Here is a 22128-nt window from a genome sequence, read left to right on the forward strand (position 1 = left end):
CATGCTGGTCGTTTTGTACGTCGTTGCGGCTTTCGTCGCCGCGCTTGGCGCGCTTTACATGATCAAAGACCTCCCCGCGGATCTCGTACTCATGGGAGCCTCTCTTTTTCTCGCACTCGTGTGGCTCATTGGAGCTCTCGCGTGGCTCCTCGCCCCTGTTGGGCCCGCCGATGCCGTGATTTTTTGGGGCTATGTCGCGACCGCCGTCGCACTGCCGATTGCGGGCGTGTACATCTCCTTCCTTGAGAGAACCAAGTGGGGCTCCTTGGCGATCGCCGCGATTGCGCTCACATGCGTGTTTCTCGCTTACCGTCTTCCTCAGATTTGGCCAGAGGGGTTTGCAAAGTGACGCGTCCACAATCGAGAATCGAGCCCGACGCACAAAACGTCTCCCGTGGCTTTCGCACCGCCCTCTTCGTGGTCTACGGCGTGTTCGCTGTATCTGCCACGGCCCGGGCGCTTGTGCAATCGATCCGCAATTTTTCGGAAGCTCCGCTCGCCTTTTCCCTGAGCATTTTTGCGGCCCTTACCTACGTTGCAATCGCTGTGCTGCTCATGAAGAAGGTCCCCCACTGGACCGCGATTGTGAGCCTCGTCGGTGTCGAACTCGTGGGTGTGCTTGGCGTTGGCCTATTGAGCTATGTCAAGCCCGAGTGGTTTCCGAAGGCCACCGTGTGGTCGCATTTTGGTGAGGGATACGGGTACGTTCCGCTCGTGCTGCCGCTCGTGGCGGGCATCTCTGTTCTCGTCGCTCGCCACAGGGAATCGCGCCGCGCCTCGTTACCCTAGAGACGTGGACGACGATCTCTTTTCCCTCAAACCCGACGCCGAGGCGCCCAAAACTCTTGCGGACCGCAACGTCGATCATCGCGCTCCTCTCGCGGCGCGAATGCGGCCTCGCTCTCTCGAAGAGATCGTTGGTCAGAAAAACGCCCTGGCTGACGGCTCGCCGCTGTTTCGACTCGTGGGAGAGGATGATTCGCACACGGCGCCGAGTTCGATCATCTTGTGGGGCCCGCCCGGGACAGGGAAAACGACTATTGCCTACGCCGTCGCTCGCGAAGGCGATCGTGAATTCGTGGAAGTTTCCGCCGTTCTCGCGGGGGTCAAGGACATTCGCGCCGTGGTCGATGCCGCGCGTTCGCGCCTACGCACGACCGGCCGTGAGACGATCCTTTTCGTTGACGAGGTGCATCGGTTCAATAAGTCACAGCAGGACGCGCTTTTGCCGTCGGTCGAAAATCGCTGGGTGACACTGGTTGCCGCGACTACCGAGAATCCATACTTTTCGATCATCACGCCTCTCATTTCCCGCTCGATTGTGCTGACACTCGATTCACTCGGGGCTGACGAGATCGATGCGCTGATCACACGCGCGCTGACCGAGGAACGAGGCCTTGGCGGATCGGTTGACCTCGATGATGACGCGCGCGAGGCTCTCGTGCGCCTGAGCGGCGGCGACGCCCGCAAGGCGCTCACGGCTCTTGAAGCGGCAGCGGCGTCGGCGCTCAAATCTCCGAAACGGCGCATTACCGGCGACATCCTCGCTCATGCGATTAACCGCTCGATGCTTACTTACGACCGCGAGGGCGATCAGCACTATGACGTTGTGAGTGCGTTTATAAAATCGATGCGGGGGAGTGATCCCGATGCGGCCCTGCATTACCTCGCGCGCATGATCGAATCGGGCGAAGATCCGCGCTTCATCGCGCGCCGCGTGGTCATTGCCGCGAGCGAAGAGGTGGGCATGGCTGACCCCACCGCGCTCCAGGTTGCTGTTGCCGCGATGCAAGCCGTACAGATGATCGGGATGCCCGAGGGGCGAATTCCTCTCGCCCAAGCGGTTGTACATATCGCGACAGCCCCGAAGTCAAACGCGAGCTACATGGGGATTAACCGCGCGATCGAGGATGTGCGGCACGGCAAGGGGCGTTCAGTGCCCGCACATTTACGCGACGGCCACTACAAGGGAGCGGAGAAGCTCGGGCACGGCGTGGGGTATGTGTATGCACACGATGAGCCTCGCGGCGTGGCGCGCCAGCAGTACGCCCCAGACGACCTCGTTGGAGTTGACTACTACGAGCCCACAGATCGCGGATTCGAAGGGCGCGTGAAGAGTTCGCTCGCGATTCTGCGCTCGCTCACGAGGGGAGCAGATGGACCCCAGGGGGCCGACGGTTGAGGTGCGGTGAGCGATCCCACAGCGGTACGGCCCACTCAAGCCCTCGAAACGCTTGAGGCAGGCGATTGGGCACGGTAAAGTTTTGCGCTGAATCCGCGGCTGCCAAACTGGATTCATCGCATCGAAATTGAGGTAACCTACGTGACCAACGTCACCAAAGCACGTCGTACCGCGCGCCTTTCGCGTGCGCTCGGTCTTGCGCTTACCCCGAAGGCCGTCAAGTACTTCGAGAAGCGCCCTTACCCGCCGGGCCAGCACGGTCGCGGCCGCCGTTCGAACTCGGACTACGCGGTTCGTCTGACCGAGAAGCAGCGCCTGCGCGCTCAGTACCAGCTTCGCGAGAAGCAGCTTCACCGCGCCTACGTTGAGGCCAAGAAGCTTCCGGGTCTGACCGGTGAGTCGATGGTCGAGCTTCTCGAGACTCGTCTCGACGCTCTCGTCCTTCGCGCGGGCTTCGCTCGCACGATCCTTCAGGCTCGCCAGTTCGTCTCACACCGTCACATCCTCGTGGACGGCGAGATTGTCAACATCCCCTCGTACCGCGTGAAGCCCGGCCAGACCATCCAGGTCAAGCCGAAGTCGCAGACTCTTGAGGCTTTCGCGGATGCCGCCGAGGGTTCGAACTCCGATGTTCAGGCATCGGTTCCTTCGTACCTCTCGGTTCAGCTCGAGGAGCTCAAGGCTCAACTCGTCTCACGTCCGAAGCGTTCCGAGGTCCCCGTGACCTGTGACGTCGCGCTCGTCGTTGAGTACTACGCGCGCTGATTTCTTTATGAAGGAGGCCTCACGGCCTTCGTGTCAGGCGGCCCCGACCAGTACGAGAACGTACACTTGGTCGGGGCCGTTTGTTATTGAATGCCCAGCCCAGTCCGTGCCCGTGAGGGCTGAGGGAAGGAAGAATCCATGCAGACAGCCGAGGTGTCCCGCCGCTGGCTCGACTTCTTCAAGAAAAAGGACCACGAGATCGTCCCGAGCGACTCGCTCGTTTCATCCGATCCATCAATCCTTTTCACGGTTGCCGGAATGGTGCCGTTCATTCCCTACATCGTTGGCACCGATGAGGCGCCCTGGCCTCGTGCGGCGAGCGTGCAAAAGTGCATTCGCACGAACGATATCGACAACGTCGGAAAGACCACGCGTCACGGCACGTTCTTTCAGATGGCTGGCAATTTTAGCTTTGGCGACTACTTCAAGGAAGGCGCGATCGACTTCGCATGGGAGCTTCTGACGAGCAGTGTCGAGGACGGTGGCTATGGCCTCGAAGGCGATCGTATGTGGATCACCCTGTGGGAGAACGACAAGGAAGCGTTCGACCACCTGACGCGAGTGATCGGCATCGACCCCCAGCACATCGTGCGACTCCCGAAAGAGGAAAACTTCTGGTCGACCGGGCAGCCGGGGCCTGCGGGTCCGTGTGCCGAGTGGCATTACGATCGTGGTCCTGAGTTTGGGCCCGAAGCTGAAGGCGGAAACGTTGATCCGGGTGGTGATCGCTACCTCGAGATCTGGAACCTCGTGTTTGACCAGTTCATGCGCGGCGAGGGCAGTGGCAAGGATTACCCGCTCCTCGGCGAGCTTGATCGTAAGGCCATCGATACCGGACTCGGCGTTGAACGCCTTGCCTATCTTCTTCAGGGCAAGAACAACATGTACGAGACGGATCAGGTTTTCCCCGTGATCGCCCATGCTGAGGAGCTTACGGACCGCCGCTACGGCACAGGCGATGAGGAATCCGATGTCCGCATGCGTGTCGTCGCCGACCACGTGCGCAGCGCAATGATGCTCGCCTCCGATGGTGTTCGCCCCGGGAATGAGGGGCGCGGCTACGTCATGCGTCGCCTTATTCGCCGTGCCGTTCGCTCGATGCGCCTTCTTGGTTTTGATAAGCGGGCACTACCCGAGCTCCTCCCGGTGTCGAAGCAGGCCATGGTGGCCTCGTACCGGGTTCTCGAGGAGAAGTTTGGTGCAATCGAGGACGTGCTCTACGCGGAGGAAGACGCTTTCCGCCGCACGCTCTCGCACGGCACGCAGATTTTCGAAGGGCTGAGCACGAACCTCAAGAAGAGCGGCTCGGATGTCCTCGCTGGCGAGGATGCCTTTACACTTCACGACACCTACGGTTTCCCGATTGACCTCACGCTCGAGATGGCCGAAGAAGCGGGCCTTCGTGTTGACGAGGCGGGTTTCCGTGCCGCGATGCAGGAGCAACGTGAGCGCGCACGAGCCGATGCTCAGGCAAAGAAGGCTGGCCACACGGACACTGCTCTTTTCCATGACATCGTGAACGAGCACGGTCTCACGCGTTTCGTGGGGTACACGGACGACACGGTCTCGACGACTGTCGGATCGATCCTCGTGAATGGTGCCCTCACTGAGCATGTGAGCGCGCCCGCCGATATCGAAATCGTTCTCGCCGAGACTCCGTTCTACGCCGAGATGGGTGGCCAGCTCGCCGACCAGGGCACGATCAATCTTTCGGGAGGCGGCATCGTCGAAGTCGATGATGTTCAAGCACCCGTCAAAGGCCTTTCGGTTCATCGCGGTCGTCTTATTGAAGGAAGTGCTCGGGCTGGAGAGGCGGCAATCGCGCGCATCGACACCGAGCGCCGCGGCGCCATCGCGCGTGCTCACACGGCCACGCACATGGTGCACCAGGCGCTTCGCGAAGAACTCGGCGACGGTGCAACTCAGGCTGGATCGGAAAACTCTCCTGGCCGCATGCGCTTCGACTTCCGCTACGGCCAGGCCGTGCCCCAGAGCTCGCTCGCGCAGGTTGAGGGCAAGGTCAATCAGATGCTGCAGCAAAACCTCGAAGTCACCGACGCCCAGATGCCGATTGATGAGGCAAAGGCACTCGGCGCTCAAGCCCTCTTCGGCGAAAAGTACGGCGATATCGTGCGCGTTGTGTCCATCGGTGGTGATTGGTCGCGCGAACTGTGCGGCGGCACTCACGTCCCCATCACCGGCAGCCTCGGCTCCGTCCAGCTCGTATCGGAATCGTCGATCGGCTCCGGCGTGCGTCGTGTGGATGCGCTCGTGGGCGAGAGCGCATACAAGTTCCATTCGAAGGAACACGCGCTCGTGTCGCAGCTCGCGGAGATCCTCAAGGTTGGAGCTGAGGACATCCCCGAGCGCGTTCAGGCTCTGACGAAGCGTGTGAAGGAAATGGAGAAGAATCTCCAACAGATGCGTGGCCAGCAGCTTCAAGCGCAAGCAGGCTCGCTCGTCGAGGCTGCGGTTCTTGTCTCAGGCGTTCGAGTCCTCGTGCATGATGCGGGGGAGGGCGTCGCCGCTGGCGATTTGCGCACTCTCGCCACTGATCTGCGGGCGAGGCTCGGGGAGTCGGAGGCGAGCGTGGTCGCGTTGGCAGGAGAGTCCGACGGTCGCGCCGCCCTCGTTGTTGCCACAAACGCTGCCGCGCGAGAAGCAGGCATCAAAGCCGGGGTGCTCTTGCGCGATGCTGCGGCTGCCATGAACGGCCGTGGCGGAGGCAAGGACGATCTCGCTCAGGGTGGTGGCGGTGAGCCAGGGCTCGTGTCGGCCGCCCTGGACACGATTACAACGGCGCTTCGCGGACGCGCATGATGTCGCGCCGCTTTGTGCGGATTGGCGTCGATGTGGGCGACGCTCGGGTCGGCGTTGCTCGAAGCGATGCCGACGGTCTCCTTGCGACGCCTGTCGAAACTTTCCCGCGCGCTGACGCTGCCTCCAGGCTTCAGGCGCTTATCACCGAGCTTGAGGCCGAGCGTCTCTATGTGGGCAAGCCACGCCTTTTGAGCGGGGAGGAGGGCACTGCTGTCGAGAAAGCCCATTCCTTCGTCTCGGAACTCGCCGATCTTGAGCCTATTGTGGGAGAACCCGACTACGACGTGTACCTTGTAGACGAACGCTTGAGCACAGTGAGTGCTCACCGTGCTCTACGCGACTCCGGTCGCCGGCACCGGACCCATCGGCCGGTTATCGACCAGGTCGCAGCGGTCATGATCCTCCAGACCGCCCTCGATTTTGAACGCGCCCGCGGCGCCGCGGCCGGAGAGCCGTGGAGCCCCGGCGATTCCCACTAAGGAGTATTCGTGCCAGACTCTTCCCTTGAGGACCTGCTGGGCTCGTCAGGCGAAACTCAGCCGAGCTCGAGGCGCGACAAGCGTCGGAATACAAAGCAGAACAAAGTCAAACGCTTTGTGCCAGCCATCCTTGTGGTTCTCGTGCTTGCGGCGCTTGGCGGTGGCGGATTCTTTGGCTACTCCTGGATTTCGAACAACGTGAATGTTTCACACACCTCGAAGGACTTTGACGGCGAGGGCAAGGGTGAGGTCGAGATCGTCGTGAACAACGGCGACACCGGCTCGGATATCGCAGAAACCCTCGTGAAAGCCGGCGTTATTAAAACGAAGGGCCCGTTCGTCAATGCTTTTTCGGCGAGCCAGGATGCTGCAAACATCACTCCCGGCACGTACAAACTCCGTAAGCAGATGAGTGGAGCCTCTGCTTTGCGTTTGCTTCTCGATCCCGCGAGCCGAGTGGGGATTCGCGTGACGTTCCCCGAGGGGCAGACCGCGCAAAAAATGTACGAGCGCCTCAGTGAAGCAACTGGTTTACCCGTTGAAGATTTCGAGAAGGCCGGCGCCGATTACGAGGCGCGTGGCGTTCCCGAAAATCCGGCACAATCCATCGAGGGGTACCTGTGGCCGGGTACGTATGATTTCCGTGAGGAAGACTCGGCCGAGGACATTCTCGACCAGATGGTTTCACGCATGACCGCACAGCTTGAGAAGAAGGGCATACCTCAAGAGAAGTGGCACGAGACCCTCACGATCGCCTCGATCGTGGAAAAGGAAGCCCGGGATCCGGAGGACTACGGCAAGGTTGTGCGCACTCTCGAGAATCGCCTCGCAGGCGTCGGTGAAGCGGGCGGTAAGCCCATGAACCTCCAGCTCGATTCGACGGTTGCCTACTTTACAAAGAGCGAAACAATTTCAACGACGCCCGAGCAACGCGCGACTGACTCTCCCTACAACACCTACAAGCATCCCGGGCTCCCCATCGGGCCAATCTCGAACCCCGGCGATGCGACGATTGATGCCGTGAAGAACCCGCCCGAGGGGCCATGGCTGTACTGGGTGACGGTCAATACCGAGACGGGGGAGACGAAGTTTGCGAGCACCAAGGCCGAGCATGACAAGAACGTGCAGGAGTGGCGCGAGTGGGCGAAGAAAAAGTAGCTGTGAGGCCGCTTCGGTTGGCGGTGATCGGGGATCCGATTGCGCATTCACTTTCCCCCGAGCTTCACGCGGCTGCGTATCGCGCCCTCGGCATTGACGGTGTGAGTTACGAACGGATCCATGTGCCGCGCGGAGAGTTCGAGCAGTTCGCTCGAGACGTTCTGCCTTCGCTCGACGGCGTAAGCGTCACCATGCCGCACAAGATCCACGCGCATGAGCTTGCCCTCGCCCACGGCCCCCACGCAGAGCTCGGTATCGCAAACACCCTCATTCCTCTCGGCGAGGGTCGTCATCGCCAATACGCCGCTTTTAACACTGATGTTGCGGGTATAACCGGTGCTCTTGCCTCGGCAAGAATCTCGGGAATCGAGAGCGCAACCCTACTTGGATCGGGCGCAACCGCGCTTTCACTCGCGACCGCTCTTTGCGAAGCCGGCTGCACCAACTTCACTCTTCTTGCCCGCTCGCGAGAGAAACTTGCCCCGCTCGAGTCTTTATTGATTCGCCGGGGTGCACGCGTGAACGTAGGCGACTGGGATCGGCCCGAGTTAAGTTTCCACTCGGATATCGTCGCGAGTGCGCTCGCGCTCGAGGGTGCAGAAGTCGTCGCCGAGCGAGTCTTGCGGCATATGCACGATGTAGCGCGGGTACCGTCGGCCTTTTTTGACGCTCTCTATTTTCCTCATCCAACCCCGCTCGAGCGTATTCACGCGGCCCTCGTCTCCACGCTGGACGGGACTTGTGAGCCTGCGTTCGCGACAGGGGCGCATATGCTCGCGCACCAAGCGGCCCGCCAGGTGGAACTCATGTGCGGAGTCGACCAAGCACCTGCAGAAGCGATGTATGAGGAGGTCTTCGGGTCGGCGCGTTAGCACCCACCCTGGTAGCCAAGTTGGCGCCACGCTTCATAGACGGCAATCGATGCCGAATTTGCGAGATTGAGCGACCTACGCCCCTCAAGCATGGGGATGCGTACCGAATCCGTAATGCGGGGGTGCTTGAGAACCCAGTCGGGAAGGCCCGTGTCCTCACGGCCAAAGAGAAGGACGTCCGATTCTTCGTAGCGAATTTCGTGAAAGCGGCGCCTTGTGTGGCCCGTGAAGGCGAACACGCGAGATGCAGGCAGAGCATCGAATGCTTGTTCAAGGCTGTCGTGAACCGTCATAACGGCGAGATCGTGGTAGTCGAGCCCAGCGCGCCGCAAATGGGCGTCGCCAAAATTGAAGCCGAGTGGCTTAATGAGGTGAAGTGGCGCACCGGTGACGGCAGAAAGCCTGATGGCGTTGCCGGTGTTGCCTGGGATGAGGGGCTCAAAAAACATGATGTGGGGCATGCCTTTGAGTTTCTCACGGTGTATGGGCGGGAGTAGCACTGCACCCTCGCGTGATTCCCTTCACGAAACGGTGAAATTGCGGCGCTTGATTTCCCCGGAGGTGCCTGCGGTGGTAATCTCAATGAGTCGCAAACGAAGAAGCGGCAAAACCCGGTCCGGGTGGCGGAATAGGTAGACGCGCTAGCTTGAGGTGCTAGTGCCCGCTTAAGGGCGTGGGGGTTCAAGTCCCCCCTCGGACACCGAGACAAACCCCGTGCAGGAGATCCTGCACGGGGTTGTTCTTTTGTTTCGTGCTTCCTCTTACTCTCGGGCTTAGCCCACGACTGAACGCCTGATCAACGTTCATTTAAAGTTATCGATCGTTCATTTAAAGGTCGCGCCCCGGTTCGTTGCCTCTGTTTCTATTGTGATGGGCGTCTCGTAGGGGCGGAGAGACGAGTTCCAACCTCGCGGAGCGGGCATGCGCTAACGCGGTGCAGGTAGCGGAGATGAGGCGGGGGCCTCACTTCACAGCCTTCGCCACGGCATGAATGAAGATCGGTTGGAACCGCGGGCGAAGCTGTGCCTTGAGAGGTGATGAACGCTTCGCCCGCCCCGCCCGCACCACAGTTTTACCCGCCACCCCCGCGGGGAGGTCCTGTGCTCAGGGATCGCCCAGTCCGTCAAGGGAACACTCAAAAGAGACCGAGGAGCGAGAGAGCAAGGCCACCGTAAGGGGCACTCAAGATTATTGGCCCGAAAGCGAAGCGGGTTTTCGTACTGCGTGTGCGGAGAAGTACCCAGAGTGCGGCGAACGCGCCCGCACCGCAAAGCCACGCCAGGGCGCCGAGAAGAATAGGCATGCCTCCGAGAGCGGCCAGGAGAACGGTTGCAGGCGTGACTTTCGCGTCGCCCATGCCGATGCTCCCGGGGGAGAGGAGGGCGAATCCGCAAGCAATAACTCCGACCACGAGGCTGAGGGCGCATGCTCCGAGAACACGAGCGGTGAGAGAAGGGGCAATGAGCGCGGCGGTCGCCGCTGTGCAGGCTACTGCTCCGTTGAGCGCGAGTGTGAGCTTGTTAGGAAGGCGATGTTCGCGAACATCGATATAGGAAAGCGGAACCGCGAAGGTCAGGTGCGCACACGCGACAAAAGCAAAAAGCACGGTCGCAGCGGTCGAATCGAAAGTGCTGATCACGCCTTTAGTCCATCACATTCATGAGCACAAAGGGGCCTGAAGCCTTGCGCTGTGGATAACTGCTACGGAGCGCTTACGCGCATAATTCTCCGGCGAAGCCACACCTTCTTGCCGCCGCCGATGAACTTTTGAGTGCGTGCGAGCTCCCAACGCCCGTATTCGGCCTCATCCGTGAGAGCTTGTCGTGCCTGGCCGATCGAAGTGCCCTTCGGGATCGTCAGAACCTGAAACTCGTAGTCGCGAACGGAGCGGCCCTTGCTCACCGGAGCTTTCGTGAGGTTCGAGGGCCTCGAGACCTTCCATTTCGGAGGTAGCACAGACGTGCGTGAGCGATCCGGAATATTCGTCATGGGAGCTCCTTTCTTCCGCTGAGTCTGCCACCTCGCCGGGCCCGCAAAAAATTGGCGCCGAAATCCGGGCAATCCGCTACCGTTCGCTCCTGATTCGGGGTATTTTCGTTCCATGAACACGAAAGATCCTCGCGCCGCACTGACCGCCCTGATCGCCGCTCTTGAGCGCCACTACGATGTCATCGCCGCCACGAATGGCGAGGATGAAGACCAGCTCGATGTCGCGACTGAGCGTCTCTCGATCGCCTTCGAGAACTACGACGACGCACTGTTCGATGCATACAACGTCGCGACCCCGTTCATTATTTTCGATGACGACGATGACGACTACGACGAAGACGACGACTTCGATGATTTCGATGATCTCGACCTCGATGAGGACGATGACTACGACGAGGACGACGAGGACTGAGCCAATTAAGGGCTTTTCGTAATCGATCACACACTACGCGGTGCCTTCCGGATGTGGAGGCGCCGCGTAGTGTCGCTTCATGGCGAATCTGCCATGGACCGGGCGCGCTTCGAAGCCCGGGACGCATGTTGACAAGGAGTCGTTGAGTTGAGTTTCCTCGATGCGGTCATCCTGGGCATAGTTCAGGCGCTCACTGAGTTTCTTCCCGTCTCGTCGAGCGCTCACGTGCGCGTCGTGGGCGAACTGTTGAACCCGGGGAAGGACCCAGGCGCGGCCTTCACCGCAATTATGCAGCTCGGGACCGAGCTGGCCGTGCTCATCTACTTCTTCAAAGACATCGTCCACATCATCGCGCAGTGGGCGCAGTCCCTTGTCGGCAAAGTTCCACACTCAGACCCCGACGCGCGCATGGGCTGGTTCGTGATTCTTGGTTCGATCCCGATCGGCATCCTCGGGCTCCTTTTCGAAAAGCAGATCGACCACGCGCTCCGAAACCTCTACATCACCGCTGCGATGCTTATTCTCTTCGCGGTTATTCTCGCGTACGCCGATGCGCGAGGCGCGCAAGAGAAGAATCTCGAGGACCTCTCCCTCAAGGATGCGATTCTTTACGGCCTCGCGCAGGCCCTCGCCCTTATCCCGGGTGTGAGCCGCTCGGGCGGCACGATCACGATGGGGCTCATCCTTGGGTATAGCCGCAAAGCGGCAGCCCGCTACGCGTTCCTTCTCGCTATCCCAGCGGTGTTCGCTTCGGGGCTCTATAAGGCGTACAAGGAAGTTCCCGTGCTTCTGAGCCCCGAGGGGCGTGCGGCTGCCGCGGCTGCGGGAGAGCCGAGCCTTGCAGCGATCATCGTCGCGACCCTCGTGGCATTTGTGCTCGGCTACGCCGTGATCGTGTGGTTTATGCGCCTCATCGAAAACCACTCGTACTCGGTTTTCGTGTGGTATCGCTTGATCGCGGCAACTGTGCTGCTGCTGCTTCTCCTGTTTGGGGTGGTTTCCCCGATCGCTGGTACGTGAAAGCCAGGCTTGTCTCGCCCGTCATGGTCGAGGGCCTAGCGCTCTTCGCCCTCTTCGCGCCTACGAAGGAACTGCTCAAATTCCGAGGCGATCCTGTCACCGGAGGCTTCGGGAAGCTCCGTGGCGTCACGCAGGCTTTCGAGCTGTTCAACGTAGTGCTTGATGTCCTCTTCCTCGTCTGCCATGGCATCCATGCCGCGCTCCCATGCTCGAACGTCCTCGTCGAGTTCTCCGAGAGGTAATTGCAGGTCGAGTTCGCGTCCCAGCGTTGAGAGAAGGTACCAGGTGGCTTTGGGGACGGGGTTCTGACCAACATAGTTCGGGACCTGCACCCAAATTGCGAGGGTTCCGACGCCTGCTTCAACCGCGATGTCGTTGAGAATTGTGGGGATTCCGATTGGTCCTTCGTAGTCGTTCGCATCCGCGACCTGCGGCTTGAGTGAGCCCCACGTGACCGTCGTTGGGAGCGGCCTTGTATGGGGAGTGTCGGCGAGGAGCGCCCCGAGGGTCACGAGCAACGTGCAGCCCTCAGTGTCGATGCGATCAAGTATTTCTTCGCAGTAGCCCGTCCAGTTGAAAGAGGGCTCCGGTCCCGTGACGACAATGATGCGAGTGCCCTGGTGGGGGAGCAACGGGATGATTTGCGTGTGCGGCCACGTCACGCGGCGCTGACCTTCACTATCTCGAGCGATGAGGGGGCGGTTGATTTGGAAATCCACGTAGCCGTTGGCATCGATCGTTTGGGTGGGGGCGTCTTCGTCCACCCCGATGGTGTTCATGAGGTGGGTGAGGGCCTCGCTGCTTGCGGTCCCCGCATCGTTCCATCCGCCGAACGCGGCGATTGCGATAGTGCGGGTCACCTCGTCGTTCGCGGGCATCTCAGCCACCTTTCCTCCTTCATCGAGCACGGTGATGGTGCGTCGTGCAAGTATAGATCTCGTTACTGCAGGCTCGAAAAGAGGTGCCCTTGCAAGCCCAGCCAGAACGATCGATGCCGAAGATCTCGCTAGGAATAGGGAGTCTTCTGTTTGCCCTTTTGCTCGCTGTCATGGTCGAACCGCAATTCGCCCAGTATTTGCCGCAAGGGTATGCGATTGGGGCGGCCGCACTCGTCGCGTTGCTCTTCGTCTTTTCGGTCGCCCTTCACGAGGTGGCTCATGCACTGGTGGCCCATTCATACGGCGCTCGCGTACGCGAGATCGCCCTGACACTCTTTGGCGGGCACACCACGTACGAGGGTCCACGACTTGAACCGCGACGTTCGATGGTGATTTCTCTTTCGGGCCCTGCGACTAATGCGGTTCTCGCACTTGCACTCACCGGCCTCACGAAACTCATGACCGCGGCACTTTGGGAAGGAGGCTCGGCTGCGGTCCTCATGATCATTCTTGCGTGTCAGCTTTCGGCAACCCTCAACTGGGCGCTCGCGATCTTCAATATTTTGCCGGGCCTGCCCATGGATGGAGGGCGAGCCCTTGAATCGTTCCTTCGCGCATGTGGCGTGAACGCATCGCGGGCAACGATCGCGACCGGATGGGCTGGCCGCGTGATCGCCGTGGGAGTTGTCGCGGTTCCGCTCGTGATGGGTCTCGCTCGCGAGGATATGCCGTCACCGGTGTGGGTGGTGTGGAGCCTCCTCATTGCCTTCTCGCTCTTTCAGGGAGCGTCAGCGGCGATCGCGAGTGCCCGCGTTCTCGAAGGCGCCGAGATGCTCCACCTCTCTCATGTCTCGCGCAAGATTAGGCCACTTGAGAGCGCGGGAAGCGTCGGACAAGAGATGGCCTATCTCGAACGGGGCGGGCTTTACGCAGATTTTTCCGGGGCTATTCTCGCTCCGGGTGCTGACGTTGGCGCCGCTCCCGCCGACTATCCTGTGCAGGCAATCCTCACTCCCGTGGTCCGTGCAGTCACCCTCGAGGGGCGGCCCGAAGGCCGAGAGCTTCTCGCCGCGATGCAGGCGGAAGAATCGCCCGCGTATCTTGTGCGCAACGACAGTGGCGAATTCTCGAACGTGATATTTGCGGAGGATGTGGCGCGGGCGCTGAACGATCACGGGTGACGTGGAACAAAACACGTAGACTTCGAGACATGACTTCGCCCGACTCCACCGAAAATGCTGTGACTGCGCGTCTGGATCGCACGGGACCGTTTGTCGTGGGTGACAAGGTCCAGCTCGCTGATCAGAAAAATCGCCTCAACACGATCACTCTCAAAGAGGGCGGCATACATCATTCTCATCGCGGGTTCATCCGCCACGACGACCTCATCGGCAAAGCCGACGGCACGGTTGTCGAAAACAGCGCGGGGGTTGCCTTCCAGGCACTTCGCCCCCTTTACAACGACTACATGATGGCCATGCCTCGCGGAGCCGCGATCATCTACCCGAAAGATTCGGCGCAGATTCTCATGTACGGCGACATCTTTCCGGGGGCACGCGTGCTCGAGGCCGGTGTGGGCTCGGGCGGACTCACGATCGCGCTCTTACGCGCGCTTGGTTCCGACGGTTCCTTGCGCTCCATCGAACGCCGCGAAGATTTCGCCGAGGTCGCGAAAGCCAATGTCGAGAGCTTTTTCGGTGAACTGCCCCCGTGGTGGGAGCTGAGTGTCGGCGATTTTCAGGATGGCGCGCACGAGCTCGCCGAGGCTGGCGAGCAAGTCGATCGCGTGGTACTCGACATGCTTGCGCCGTGGGAATGCGTTGAGAGTGCAGGAGAAGTGCTCGAAGACGGGGGCGTTTTCCTTGCCTACGTTGCGACGGTCACGCAGCTTTCACGCACGGTCGAGGCCCTCCGAGACCACGGTGAATTCACGGAACCATACGCCTGGGAGACGATGATGCGACCGTGGCACCTCGATGGACTTGCCGTGCGCCCCGAGCACCGCATGAATGCGCACACCGGCTTCTTGCTGACGTCGCGCCGTACCGCTCGAGGGTCGAAGGCTCTCCTTCGTAAGCAGCGCCCCGCGCCGGGCTCGCGAGACGAAGCTGAACTCAACGACCCGGCGAATGAGGGGTTTGGCGGCACGAGCAATGAATGGACGAGCGAGGACTTTCACGAGCGCAACGTCGCGCTGCGCAAAACGAAGCGCGCACTACGCGACATCAGGCAAGGGAGGACCAGGTGAAGACCTACCAGGAACTGAACGAGGAGCTCTCGAAGCTCGCCCGTAGCAACGATCAGCTCGTGAAGTCACTTTCGAAAGCGCGCGAGCAGATCGTGCAACTGCGCAGCGATCTCGAATCGCTTGCGGATCCACCATCGTCGTTCGGTGCCTTCGTGGAGCGCGTGGGCGAGAACCAGATCGACATTCTCCATAATGGGCGGAAGCTCAGGGTGCTTACTGCGCCAGAGGTCGACCTCGAGGGCCTCACGAAGGGCCAGGAGGTGAGGCTCAACGAGAACCTCATCGCTGTTGAGGCGCTTGCCCATGAGACGACGGGTTTTGTCGCGACGGCAGTTGAGCAGCTCGAGGATTCGCGCGTGCTCGTGCAAGTCCACGCAGATGAGCAGCGCGTCATGAACGTCGTACCCGCGCTTCTTGAGAGCCGCATCAATCGCGGCGATCACCTTATGGTGGATCCCAAATCTGCCCTCGTTCTTGAAGTTCTCGAGCGAAAAGAGGTCGCCGACCTCATTCTCGAGCATATTCCCGACGTTTCTTACAGCGCTATCGGGGGCCTCGGTGATCAAATCGAGGCGATTCGCGATGCGATTGAGATGCCGTTTCTCCACCAGAACCTCTTTCGCGAGTACGGTCTCCGGCCGCCCAAAGGTGTTCTTCTCTACGGCCCTCCCGGCTGCGGCAAGACCATGATCGCGAAAGCCGTTGCCCACGAGCTTGCACTCAAGGCAGCGCGTCAACGCGGCCAGGACCCGAGCGAAGTCGTGAGCCGCTCGTGGTTCCTCAACGTGAAGGGCCCCGAGATTCTCAATAAGTACGTGGGTGAGACCGAGCGTTCGATCCGTCTCGTGTTCGAACGAGCCCGGGAAAAGGCAAGCTCAGGAAACCCCGTCGTCGTGTTCTTTGACGAAATGGATTCGCTCTTCCGTACCAGAGGATCGGGCGTGAGTTCGGATGTCGAATCAACCGTCGTTCCCCAGTTGCTCGCGGAAATTGACGGTGTGGAGAGCCTCGAGAACGTCATCGTGATCGGAGCGTCGAACCGTGAGGACATGATTGATCCTGCGATCGTGCGGCCCGGGCGCCTCGACGTCAAGATTCGCATTGAACGCCCAGGGCCAAGGGCCGGTGCAGAGATTCTTAGGCTTTACCTCACGAATGATGTTCCGCTTGCCGAGGAGCTCGATGCTCTCGTGGACTTTGCGATTGACCGCATCTACGCGCGCGACGAGGACATGGCCTACGTCGATGTGGAGTATGCGGACGGCACAGCTGAAGTGCTGTACTTTGCGGAGTTTATGTCTGGCGCCATGCTGCGTAATATCGTCGATCGTGCGAAGAAACTCGCAATTAAAACGGAACTCTCCGAGGGGGATCGCGGCATCAACCGCTCTCATCTTCTTGAGGCCATCCATACGGAATTCAAGGAGAACGAGGATCTTCCCTCGACCGCGAACCCCGATGATTGGGCACGTATCGCTGGCCGCCGCGGCCAAAAGATCACGCGGATGACGCCGCGCCGAGCCGGCACCGTGGGGAGCGGTGAGACGCTGTGACATGGAAGCGCCAGCCACTTACCACGCGTCGCCCGATGGGGATCGAGACCGAGTTCGGGATCGTCCATACCTCGACGAGTGAGCGCGAACGCTCCGGCGCCAGTGCCTCCACCCGGCTCTCGCACTACGCCGTTGCCGCATATGCCCTTCTCGACGATTCGAACAAGCGCCGAGTGCGCTGGGATTACGGAGACGAGACCCCGCTGCGCGATGCGCGAGGTTTCGAGCTCCATCGAGCGGCTGCTCATCCCACTCAGCTCACGGACGAGACTCACGACGCGCACGTGCCGAGCGTCGAAGCGGAGTTTGAGATCGCGGTGGGAGACGACGTTCCCCCGGACCTTGACGATGCTGCAACCATCCACTTCGCCGAACGTCGCGCGATCGGCAACGCGGTACTCCAAAACGGCGCGCGTCTCTATGTCGATCACGCCCATCCCGAGTATTCCTCGCCCGAAGTCATGACCGCTCGCGAAGGGCTCGTGTGGGATAAGGCAGGCGAAGAAATTGCGCGCAGGGCCATGGCTCGCGTCGAGGGGGCCGACGGTATCCCGCCACTCGCGCTGTTCAAAAACAATACTGACGGCAAGGGCCAAAGTTACGGAACGCACGAAAACTACCTCGTGGACCGCTCGGTTCCCTTTGACCGCCTGTGTGAAATCCTCATTCCTTTCTTTGCCACGCGTCAGATCCTTGTAGGCGCTGGACGCGTGGGAATTGGTACACGCGGGGAGAGCGACGGTTTTCAAATCAGCTCTCGGGCGGACTTCTTCGAGAACGACGTTGGTCTTGAAACGACGCTCAACCGCCCGATCGTGAACTCGCGTGATGAGTCACATGCCGACGCTTCGCGATTTCGCAGACTCCACGTCATTATCGGCGACGCGAACGTGTTCGAGACTTCGACGTTTCTCAAGCTTGCGATGACCTCGCTGGTGCTCAGCCTTGCCGAACGCGAACACGCGACAGGCGAGCCGCTGCTTCCAGAAGTCAGGCTCGTGGATCCCGTCGAGGCTGTGCACGACATCTCTCATGATCTGAGTCTTTCGAAAACCTATGCAACCGTGGGTGGCGGGAAAGCGTCGGCACTGGAAATCCAACGCTCCTACCTGAATGCCGTGCTGCACGCTCTCGACGGGGAGATGCCGGATGTGGAGACGGCCGAGGCTGTAGCGCTTTGGTCCGAGCTTTTGGACGTGCTTGAGCGCGATCCCCTCGAGGCCGCCGATCGGATTGAATGGGTCGGCAAGTATGCTCTCGTGAGTGCCTTTAGGGAGCGTCATTCGCTCGAGTGGTCAGATCCGCGCCTCGTCGCGCTGGACCTGCAGTTCACTGACTTGCGCGTAGGAAAGTCGATCTACGAAAAGCTTTCGCGATCTGGGCGGGCCCGGCGCCTTGTCAGCGATGAGGAGATTCTCCATGCTGTGACGCATCCGCCTGAATCGACCAGGGCCTACTTCCGAGGCGGGATTGTCAAGCATCACCGCGAAGATCTCGACTCCGCCGGGTGGGACGCTGTGACTCTCCGGACCGAAGGGGCAGCCGTGCGTGTGAGGCTTGCCGATCCGGCCATCGCCTCGAAATCATGGTGCGAACAGCATGGCATCGATCCGGAAGATGACGTCGATACCATCCTTGAGAGGTTCCGGGAAGCCGCGGGGCATCCCCAGCGTTGACCACTTGTGCGCTGCGGTACGTGTAGCGTGGAAAACGACGTTGAGAAAGGACAATTCGGCATGACACAGTCGCACATTCACGGCTCCGGAGGGGGCGAGGAGAACGAAGAACCGATCGCTCACCAGGGCTCTGGCCAGATTCAGGCATCGATCGCCTCGAGCGACGACCTCCTTGACGAAATCGATCTCGTTCTTGAGTCGAACGCGGAAAGCTTCGTGAAGTCCTTCGTGCAAAAGGGCGGTCAGTGATCGACCTCGGTGATCCGCTCTCGTCGCTTTCTGCTCATTTGAAGCACGAGGGACTGCTCGCGCCCGAACTTACGGGCGTCAGTGGTCAGCGCATGAGCGTGCCTGAGGCGACGACGATTGTTGGCCTCGCACACTCGGGCGGTCAAAGCGTGACGCTTGCCGCCGATCGGAGGGCGAGCGCGGGCAACCGGATCGTCAAAGACGACATGACGAAGCTCTTTCTCGCCGATCGCTATTCCGCTATCGGTATCGCTGGCGCCGCGGGCCTCGGTATCGAATTCGCGCGGTTGTTTGCTCTTGAACTTGAGCATGTGGAAAAGATCGAGGGGCGCGCGCTCAGCCACGAAGGCAAGATCCGCAGGCTGGGCCTTCTCGTACGTGCGCACCTCCAACTCGCCATGCAGGGACTCGTTGCCGTTCCGCTGCTCGCGGGATTTGATGAACGTGCCGGTACCACGCGCCTCCACACGTTCGATGCGACGGGTGGCGTTTACGAAGAGCGAGACTGCGCCGCAATCGGTTCGGGAAGCGATATTGCGCGTGCTGTGCTGGAATCACGCCGCGATCTTTCGGCGTGCTCGCAAGAGAGAGCCCACGCCCTCGTGCTCGAAGCGCTCGCTGCTGCCGCCCGTCGCGATTCGGCCACCTCGGGTGTACGCGGCGAAGCACTTCCGGTCCTCGTTGAGGTCGACGCTTCCGGTGCGCGATTCGTGAGCAGCGAACGGGTGAGCGAGCTTGTGGCGGGTATCGCATGAGTATGCCCTTTTATATCGATCCGGAACAGCTCACGAAGGATCGTGCAGACTTTTCTCGTCGCGGGGTATCGCGCGGCTTGCCCGTGATTGCGGCGAGTAGCGCCGAAGGCATCGTCATCATCGCGCTGAATTCCTCGACCTCGCTCATGAAGATCGGCGAGATTCACGACCGAGTCGCTTTTGCGGGAGCGGGGAAGTTTCACGAGTACGAGGCGCTCAGGCTCGCGGCAGTGCGCTGGGCCGATGCGCGCGCCTACCAATACTCGCGCCGCGACGTCTCGGCATCTTCCCTCGCGAATGCCCTTGCGCACGCGATCGGGGACGTTTTCGTGTCCGCCCCGAAGCCACTCGAAATCGCGCTTCTGCTCCCGGAAGTGGGGAACCAAGTCGGCGACGATCGGATCTTTTCCCTCAGCTTTGATGGTTCGCTCAGCGATCACGGCACTTTTGCCGCGATCGGCGGAGCCCCGGAAGGTCTTGTTTCTCGCGCGCTCGCCGCAAAACTCGAGGAGCGCGGAGCCCAAGACGTCATCGATTTTTGTGTGCGAGAACTTTCGAGCACGCACGCCCACGCGGGTACCCATGCCGAGGTTGCGCTGCTTCGGAGAGGCGTTGAACTGCGTTCCTTCGAAAGGCATACGTCGCTGGACATGGGCGGGATGGAAAGGACAAATCCATGAAGCGTCGCATAGGTGGCTTAGAAACGGAGTTTGGTCTCCTCGCTGTATCGAAGGACGGGCAGCAAGCGCTCGAACCTGAAATGGCCGCTCGCGAGCTTTTTCGTCCGGTTGTGGCCTGGGGGCGCTCCTCGAACGTTTTTCTTACGAATGCAGGCAGGCTCTATCTCGACGTGGGATCGCATCCCGAGTATGCGACTGCCGAATGCGACGATCCGTGGGACATCGTCGCGCAAGAGCGGGCGGGAGAGCGAGAGCTTTACGCACTCGTTCAAGAAGCGAATGGTCGGCTCGCCTCCGACGGTTCTGACGCCCGCATCCATCTCTTCAAAAACAATGCGGATTCGCAAGGAAATTCGTTCGGGAGTCACGAGAATTATCTCGTGGAAAGGCGTGGCGAATTCACACGCCTTCCCTCGTTGCTCCTGCCGTTCCTCATCACCCGTCAGATCGTGACCGGCGCCGGAGGCGTTCTCGAAAGTGAAGGCGGGCCCGTTTTCGGGTTCTCCCTCAGAGCGGACCACATGTGGGAGACGGTCTCCTCGGCGACGACACGCGCAAGGCCGATCATTAACACACGTGATGAGCCGCACGGTGACCCCTCACGCTATCGGCGCCTTCATGTCATTTCAGGCGATTCCACCATGAGTGAAGTGTCGACCTGGCTGAGATTCGCGATGACCTTCGCTGTCCTGCGTTTTATCGAGGACGGGCATACATTTCCCAATTTCGAGCTCGCGGATCCGATCAGCGATATCCGCCGCGTCGCGCGCGATCTTACGGCGAGCGAGCCGCTGCAATTGAAGAACGGCGGAGTGAGCACGGCACTCGCGATTCAACGCGCCTACTTCTCGGCGCTCTCACGTACCTATGACGATCTTGACGAGCGCATGATGGACACGTGGGATCGTGGTCTGCGTGCCCTCGAGACAGGGGATTTTTCGCTTATCAATCGTGAGCTCGATTGGGCGATCAAGCACGAACTCTTCACGACGGTAGCGAAACGGCGTGGCGTTAGTCTTGATTCTCCAGAGATTCAGCGCCTCGAACTGGCCTATCACGATATCGATCCCGAGCGCGGGGTGTTCTACGCACTCAAGCGCCGCGGCCTTGCGCCGAGCGTCGTCAGTGAAGAGCGCGTCGAGGACGCGCGCCACGCGGGCCCCTCCTCGACCCGCGCGCATATGCGTTCGAAGGTTCTGCGGGCTGCGCGCGAAAAAGGTGTGGATATTGCCGTGGATTGGACCACGGTGCGTCTCAATACATCCGGAGCGCTGCCGATCACACTGCTCGATCCTTTTGAGACTGAAAACCCAGAAATCGAGAAATTGCTCGCTACGCTTGAAGGACATTCATCGGCACCCGCCGAGTTGAAAGGACTCCAGTGATCAACCGCCGCTCGCTGCTTGCCGCAGCCGCATCCATCTCCGCCCTCGTCACTCTCGGGGCATGTGCTCGTTCGTCATCGAAGGACGTCCAGGGCGTCGCCCAGGCCTCGGATTCCGGCGCGAGTGAGGCCTCCGACGCCGGCGGTGACAAAAGCGAGGATGCGAATGTTCTCGATCGCGTCAAGGTTGCGAGCGGTTTCGGCGAGGATCCTTCACTCGAGTTCGACGCTCCCCTTGAGTTTTCCGAGTTTCATTCCACCGTCGTAGGCGAAGGCGATGGTCCCGCAATTGCGGAAGGCGATTTCATCGTGACGCGCTCCGCCTATTTCGACCCCGCAAGCGGGGAGGTTCTCGCATCGCAGTGGGAAGAAGGAACGTATTCGCCGTTTAAGGTTGATCAAGAGTCGGTGGGGGAGACCGCAACCGAGTTTTTCACCGGAGTCAAAGCACATTCGCGATTTCTCATGGCCGGTGTTGCGGGCACTCAAAAGCAAAAGGTGCTTCAGGTCGGTGACGTCGTAGGCATCGCACTTAAACGTGCCGAAGGCGCAAGCAAAGATCTTCCTCCCGAGGTGCCCGCTTACACGCTTGCAGAGGATGGGGCACCGAACCTGGGCGGTAAGCCTGAGGGGGCAGCCCCCGAGAAAATGGTTGTTGCCACCGCGATTGAAGGCGCAGGTCCTGCTGCGAAGAAGGGCGACACTCTCGTCATGCACTACCGCGGATGGGACTGGGAGAGCGGCGAGGAGTTTGATTCTTCTTGGAGCCGAGGCGCCCCATTCTCGTTCAAACTCGGCGATGGCCAGGTCATTAAGGGCTGGGATGAGGGCCTCGAGGGCGCGAAGCAGGGGAGCCAGGTCGCTTTGATTCTTCCGCCTGCTTCGGCCTACGGGGATGCTGGCCAAGGGAACCAAAACCCACTTGCCGGTAAAACACTGCTCTTTGTCGCCGACGTTCTCTACGTTGCCTCACCCGAGGCCTAAGAATTTACACACAGGAGAAGACAC

23 protein-coding genes and 1 tRNA gene are annotated in these 22128 nt (G+C 60.5%); 20 read left to right on the plus strand and 4 right to left on the minus strand.

The window, feature by feature from the left end:
* The first annotated feature begins 1 nt into the window (after window position 1).
* The 8 genes from M3B90_RS00585 (at window position 2) to M3B90_RS00620 (ending at window position 8276) form a co-directional block, all read left to right on the plus strand.
* Window positions 2–349 carry a hypothetical protein gene (locus M3B90_RS00585; protein WP_259888109.1) on the plus strand — a complete coding sequence of 116 codons (348 nt, stop codon included), beginning with the start codon at window positions 2–4 and terminating at the stop codon, window positions 347–349.
* On the plus strand, window positions 346–789 hold the full coding sequence (locus tag M3B90_RS00590; protein ID WP_259888110.1) for a hypothetical protein: 444 nt from the start codon (window positions 346–348) through the stop codon (window positions 787–789). Before M3B90_RS00585 ends, M3B90_RS00590 begins: the two co-directional genes overlap by 4 nt.
* A gap of 4 nt (window positions 790–793) precedes the next feature.
* Window positions 794–2182: a replication-associated recombination protein A gene (locus M3B90_RS00595; protein ID WP_259888111.1), complete on the plus strand. Its 1389-nt coding sequence runs from the start codon at window positions 794–796 to the stop codon at window positions 2180–2182.
* Window positions 2183–2323: 141 nt separating this feature from the next.
* On the plus strand, window positions 2324–2947 hold the full coding sequence (gene rpsD, locus M3B90_RS00600) for a 30S ribosomal protein S4 (protein ID WP_259888112.1): 624 nt from the start codon (window positions 2324–2326) through the stop codon (window positions 2945–2947).
* 138 nt (window positions 2948–3085) lie between these two features.
* Window positions 3086–5767 carry an alanine--tRNA ligase gene (gene alaS, locus M3B90_RS00605; protein ID WP_259888113.1) on the plus strand — a complete coding sequence of 894 codons (2682 nt, stop codon included), beginning with the start codon at window positions 3086–3088 and terminating at the stop codon, window positions 5765–5767.
* Window positions 5764–6246, plus strand: a complete 483-nt coding sequence (ruvX, locus tag M3B90_RS00610) for a Holliday junction resolvase RuvX (RefSeq protein ID WP_259888114.1) — start codon at window positions 5764–5766, stop codon at window positions 6244–6246. Before alaS ends, ruvX begins: the two co-directional genes overlap by 4 nt.
* A 9-nt stretch (window positions 6247–6255) precedes the next feature.
* Window positions 6256–7404 (plus strand): endolytic transglycosylase MltG, encoded by a 1149-nt coding sequence (mltG, locus tag M3B90_RS00615; protein WP_259888115.1) that lies wholly within the window; start codon window positions 6256–6258, stop codon window positions 7402–7404.
* Window positions 7386–8276: a shikimate dehydrogenase gene (locus M3B90_RS00620; RefSeq protein ID WP_259888116.1), complete on the plus strand. Its 891-nt coding sequence runs from the start codon at window positions 7386–7388 to the stop codon at window positions 8274–8276. The genes mltG and M3B90_RS00620 overlap by 19 nt, the downstream gene beginning before the upstream one ends.
* Here the strand turns inward: M3B90_RS00620 and M3B90_RS00625 are convergent.
* Window positions 8273–8737 (minus strand): tRNA (cytidine(34)-2'-O)-methyltransferase, encoded by a 465-nt coding sequence (locus M3B90_RS00625; protein WP_259888117.1) that lies wholly within the window; start codon window positions 8735–8737, stop codon window positions 8273–8275. The genes M3B90_RS00620 and M3B90_RS00625 overlap by 4 nt on opposite strands.
* A gap of 153 nt (window positions 8738–8890) precedes the next feature.
* On the opposite strand from M3B90_RS00625, the gene M3B90_RS00630 reads away from it, so the two are divergent.
* Window positions 8891–8976: transfer RNA gene (locus M3B90_RS00630), tRNA-Leu, on the plus strand.
* 435 nt (window positions 8977–9411) lie between these two features.
* On the opposite strand, the gene M3B90_RS00635 is transcribed toward M3B90_RS00630, so the two are convergent.
* Together M3B90_RS00635 and M3B90_RS00640 are read right to left on the minus strand one after the other, a co-directional pair.
* Window positions 9412–9915, minus strand: coding sequence for a prepilin peptidase (locus tag M3B90_RS00635; protein ID WP_259888118.1), 504 nt, complete (start codon window positions 9913–9915; stop codon window positions 9412–9414).
* A 62-nt stretch (window positions 9916–9977) separates the two neighbouring features.
* Complete coding sequence (locus M3B90_RS00640) at window positions 9978–10265, minus strand: DUF5703 family protein (protein ID WP_259888119.1); 288 nt, start codon at window positions 10263–10265, stop codon at window positions 9978–9980.
* Between the two features lie 112 nt (window positions 10266–10377).
* Between M3B90_RS00640 and M3B90_RS00645 the strand changes: the two genes are divergently transcribed.
* Window positions 10378–10677: a DNA primase gene (locus tag M3B90_RS00645; protein WP_259888120.1), complete on the plus strand. Its 300-nt coding sequence runs from the start codon at window positions 10378–10380 to the stop codon at window positions 10675–10677.
* Window positions 10678–10824: 147 nt separating this feature from the next.
* Window positions 10825–11697, plus strand: coding sequence for an undecaprenyl-diphosphate phosphatase (locus tag M3B90_RS00650; RefSeq protein ID WP_259888121.1), 873 nt, complete (start codon window positions 10825–10827; stop codon window positions 11695–11697).
* A gap of 35 nt (window positions 11698–11732) precedes the next feature.
* Here M3B90_RS00650 and M3B90_RS00655 read toward each other — a convergent pair whose 3' ends face one another.
* Entirely contained in the window at window positions 11733–12575 is an 843-nt protein-coding gene (locus M3B90_RS00655; RefSeq protein WP_259888273.1) for a PAC2 family protein, read from the minus strand.
* An 89-nt stretch (window positions 12576–12664) separates the two neighbouring features.
* Between M3B90_RS00655 and M3B90_RS00660 the strand changes: the two genes are divergently transcribed.
* Genes M3B90_RS00660 through M3B90_RS00700 form a run of 9 tightly spaced genes read left to right on the plus strand, consistent with a single transcriptional unit; the run spans window position 12665 to window position 22104 of the window.
* The gene (locus M3B90_RS00660) at window positions 12665–13756 is read left to right on the plus strand and encodes a site-2 protease family protein (protein ID WP_259888122.1); all 1092 of its coding nucleotides are present in this window, start codon (window positions 12665–12667) and stop codon (window positions 13754–13756) included.
* Window positions 13757–13785: 29 nt separating this feature from the next.
* Window positions 13786–14823, plus strand: a complete 1038-nt coding sequence (locus M3B90_RS00665; protein WP_259888123.1) for a tRNA (adenine-N1)-methyltransferase — start codon at window positions 13786–13788, stop codon at window positions 14821–14823.
* A complete protein-coding gene (arc, locus tag M3B90_RS00670) occupies window positions 14820–16376 on the plus strand; it encodes a proteasome ATPase (protein WP_259888124.1) in 1557 nt (518 codons plus the stop codon). The genes M3B90_RS00665 and arc overlap by 4 nt, the downstream gene beginning before the upstream one ends.
* Window positions 16377–16411: 35 nt before the next feature.
* Entirely contained in the window at window positions 16412–18052 is a 1641-nt protein-coding gene (gene dop / locus M3B90_RS00675) for a depupylase/deamidase Dop (RefSeq protein WP_259888125.1), read from the plus strand.
* Between the two features lie 60 nt (window positions 18053–18112).
* Entirely contained in the window at window positions 18113–18301 is a 189-nt protein-coding gene (locus M3B90_RS00680; protein WP_259888126.1) for a ubiquitin-like protein Pup, read from the plus strand.
* On the plus strand, window positions 18298–19056 hold the full coding sequence (gene prcB / locus M3B90_RS00685) for a proteasome subunit beta (protein ID WP_259888127.1): 759 nt from the start codon (window positions 18298–18300) through the stop codon (window positions 19054–19056). Before M3B90_RS00680 ends, prcB begins: the two co-directional genes overlap by 4 nt.
* Complete coding sequence (prcA, locus tag M3B90_RS00690; protein WP_259888128.1) at window positions 19053–19736, plus strand: proteasome subunit alpha; 684 nt, start codon at window positions 19053–19055, stop codon at window positions 19734–19736. The genes prcB and prcA overlap by 4 nt, the downstream gene beginning before the upstream one ends.
* Window positions 19733–21121: a Pup--protein ligase gene (pafA, locus tag M3B90_RS00695; RefSeq protein WP_259888129.1), complete on the plus strand. Its 1389-nt coding sequence runs from the start codon at window positions 19733–19735 to the stop codon at window positions 21119–21121. Before prcA ends, pafA begins: the two co-directional genes overlap by 4 nt.
* The gene (locus M3B90_RS00700) at window positions 21118–22104 is read left to right on the plus strand and encodes an FKBP-type peptidyl-prolyl cis-trans isomerase (protein WP_259888130.1); all 987 of its coding nucleotides are present in this window, start codon (window positions 21118–21120) and stop codon (window positions 22102–22104) included. Before pafA ends, M3B90_RS00700 begins: the two co-directional genes overlap by 4 nt.
* The last annotated feature ends 24 nt before the right edge of the window (window positions 22105–22128 follow it).

It is taken from the genome of Dermabacter sp. p3-SID358 (genome assembly GCF_025147465.1).
In the GTDB taxonomy this organism is placed as follows: Bacteria; Actinomycetota; Actinomycetes; order Actinomycetales; family Dermabacteraceae; genus Dermabacter.

What these genes read in the sequence shown, in the direction of transcription:
- M3B90_RS00585 (WP_259888109.1), top strand. Translation starts at nt 2, where the DNA reads ATGCTGGTCGTTTTGTACGTCGTTGCGGCTTTCGTCGCCGCGCTTGGC.
- alaS (WP_259888113.1), top strand. Translation starts at nt 3,086, where the DNA reads ATGCAGACAGCCGAGGTGTCCCGCCGCTGGCTCGACTTCTTCAAGAAA.
- ruvX (WP_259888114.1), top strand. Translation starts at nt 5,764, where the DNA reads ATGATGTCGCGCCGCTTTGTGCGGATTGGCGTCGATGTGGGCGACGCT.
- M3B90_RS00625 (WP_259888117.1), bottom strand. Translation starts at nt 8,737, where the DNA reads ATGCCCCACATCATGTTTTTTGAGCCCCTCATCCCAGGCAACACCGGC.
- M3B90_RS00640 (WP_259888119.1), bottom strand. Translation starts at nt 10,265, where the DNA reads ATGACGAATATTCCGGATCGCTCACGCACGTCTGTGCTACCTCCGAAA.
- M3B90_RS00645 (WP_259888120.1), top strand. Translation starts at nt 10,378, where the DNA reads ATGAACACGAAAGATCCTCGCGCCGCACTGACCGCCCTGATCGCCGCT.
- M3B90_RS00655 (WP_259888273.1), bottom strand. Translation starts at nt 12,575, where the DNA reads ATGCCCGCGAACGACGAGGTGACCCGCACTATCGCAATCGCCGCGTTC.
- M3B90_RS00665 (WP_259888123.1), top strand. Translation starts at nt 13,786, where the DNA reads ATGACTTCGCCCGACTCCACCGAAAATGCTGTGACTGCGCGTCTGGAT.
- dop (WP_259888125.1), top strand. Translation starts at nt 16,412, where the DNA reads ATGGGGATCGAGACCGAGTTCGGGATCGTCCATACCTCGACGAGTGAG.
- M3B90_RS00680 (WP_259888126.1), top strand. Translation starts at nt 18,113, where the DNA reads ATGACACAGTCGCACATTCACGGCTCCGGAGGGGGCGAGGAGAACGAA.
- prcA (WP_259888128.1), top strand. Translation starts at nt 19,053, where the DNA reads ATGAGTATGCCCTTTTATATCGATCCGGAACAGCTCACGAAGGATCGT.
- pafA (WP_259888129.1), top strand. Translation starts at nt 19,733, where the DNA reads ATGAAGCGTCGCATAGGTGGCTTAGAAACGGAGTTTGGTCTCCTCGCT.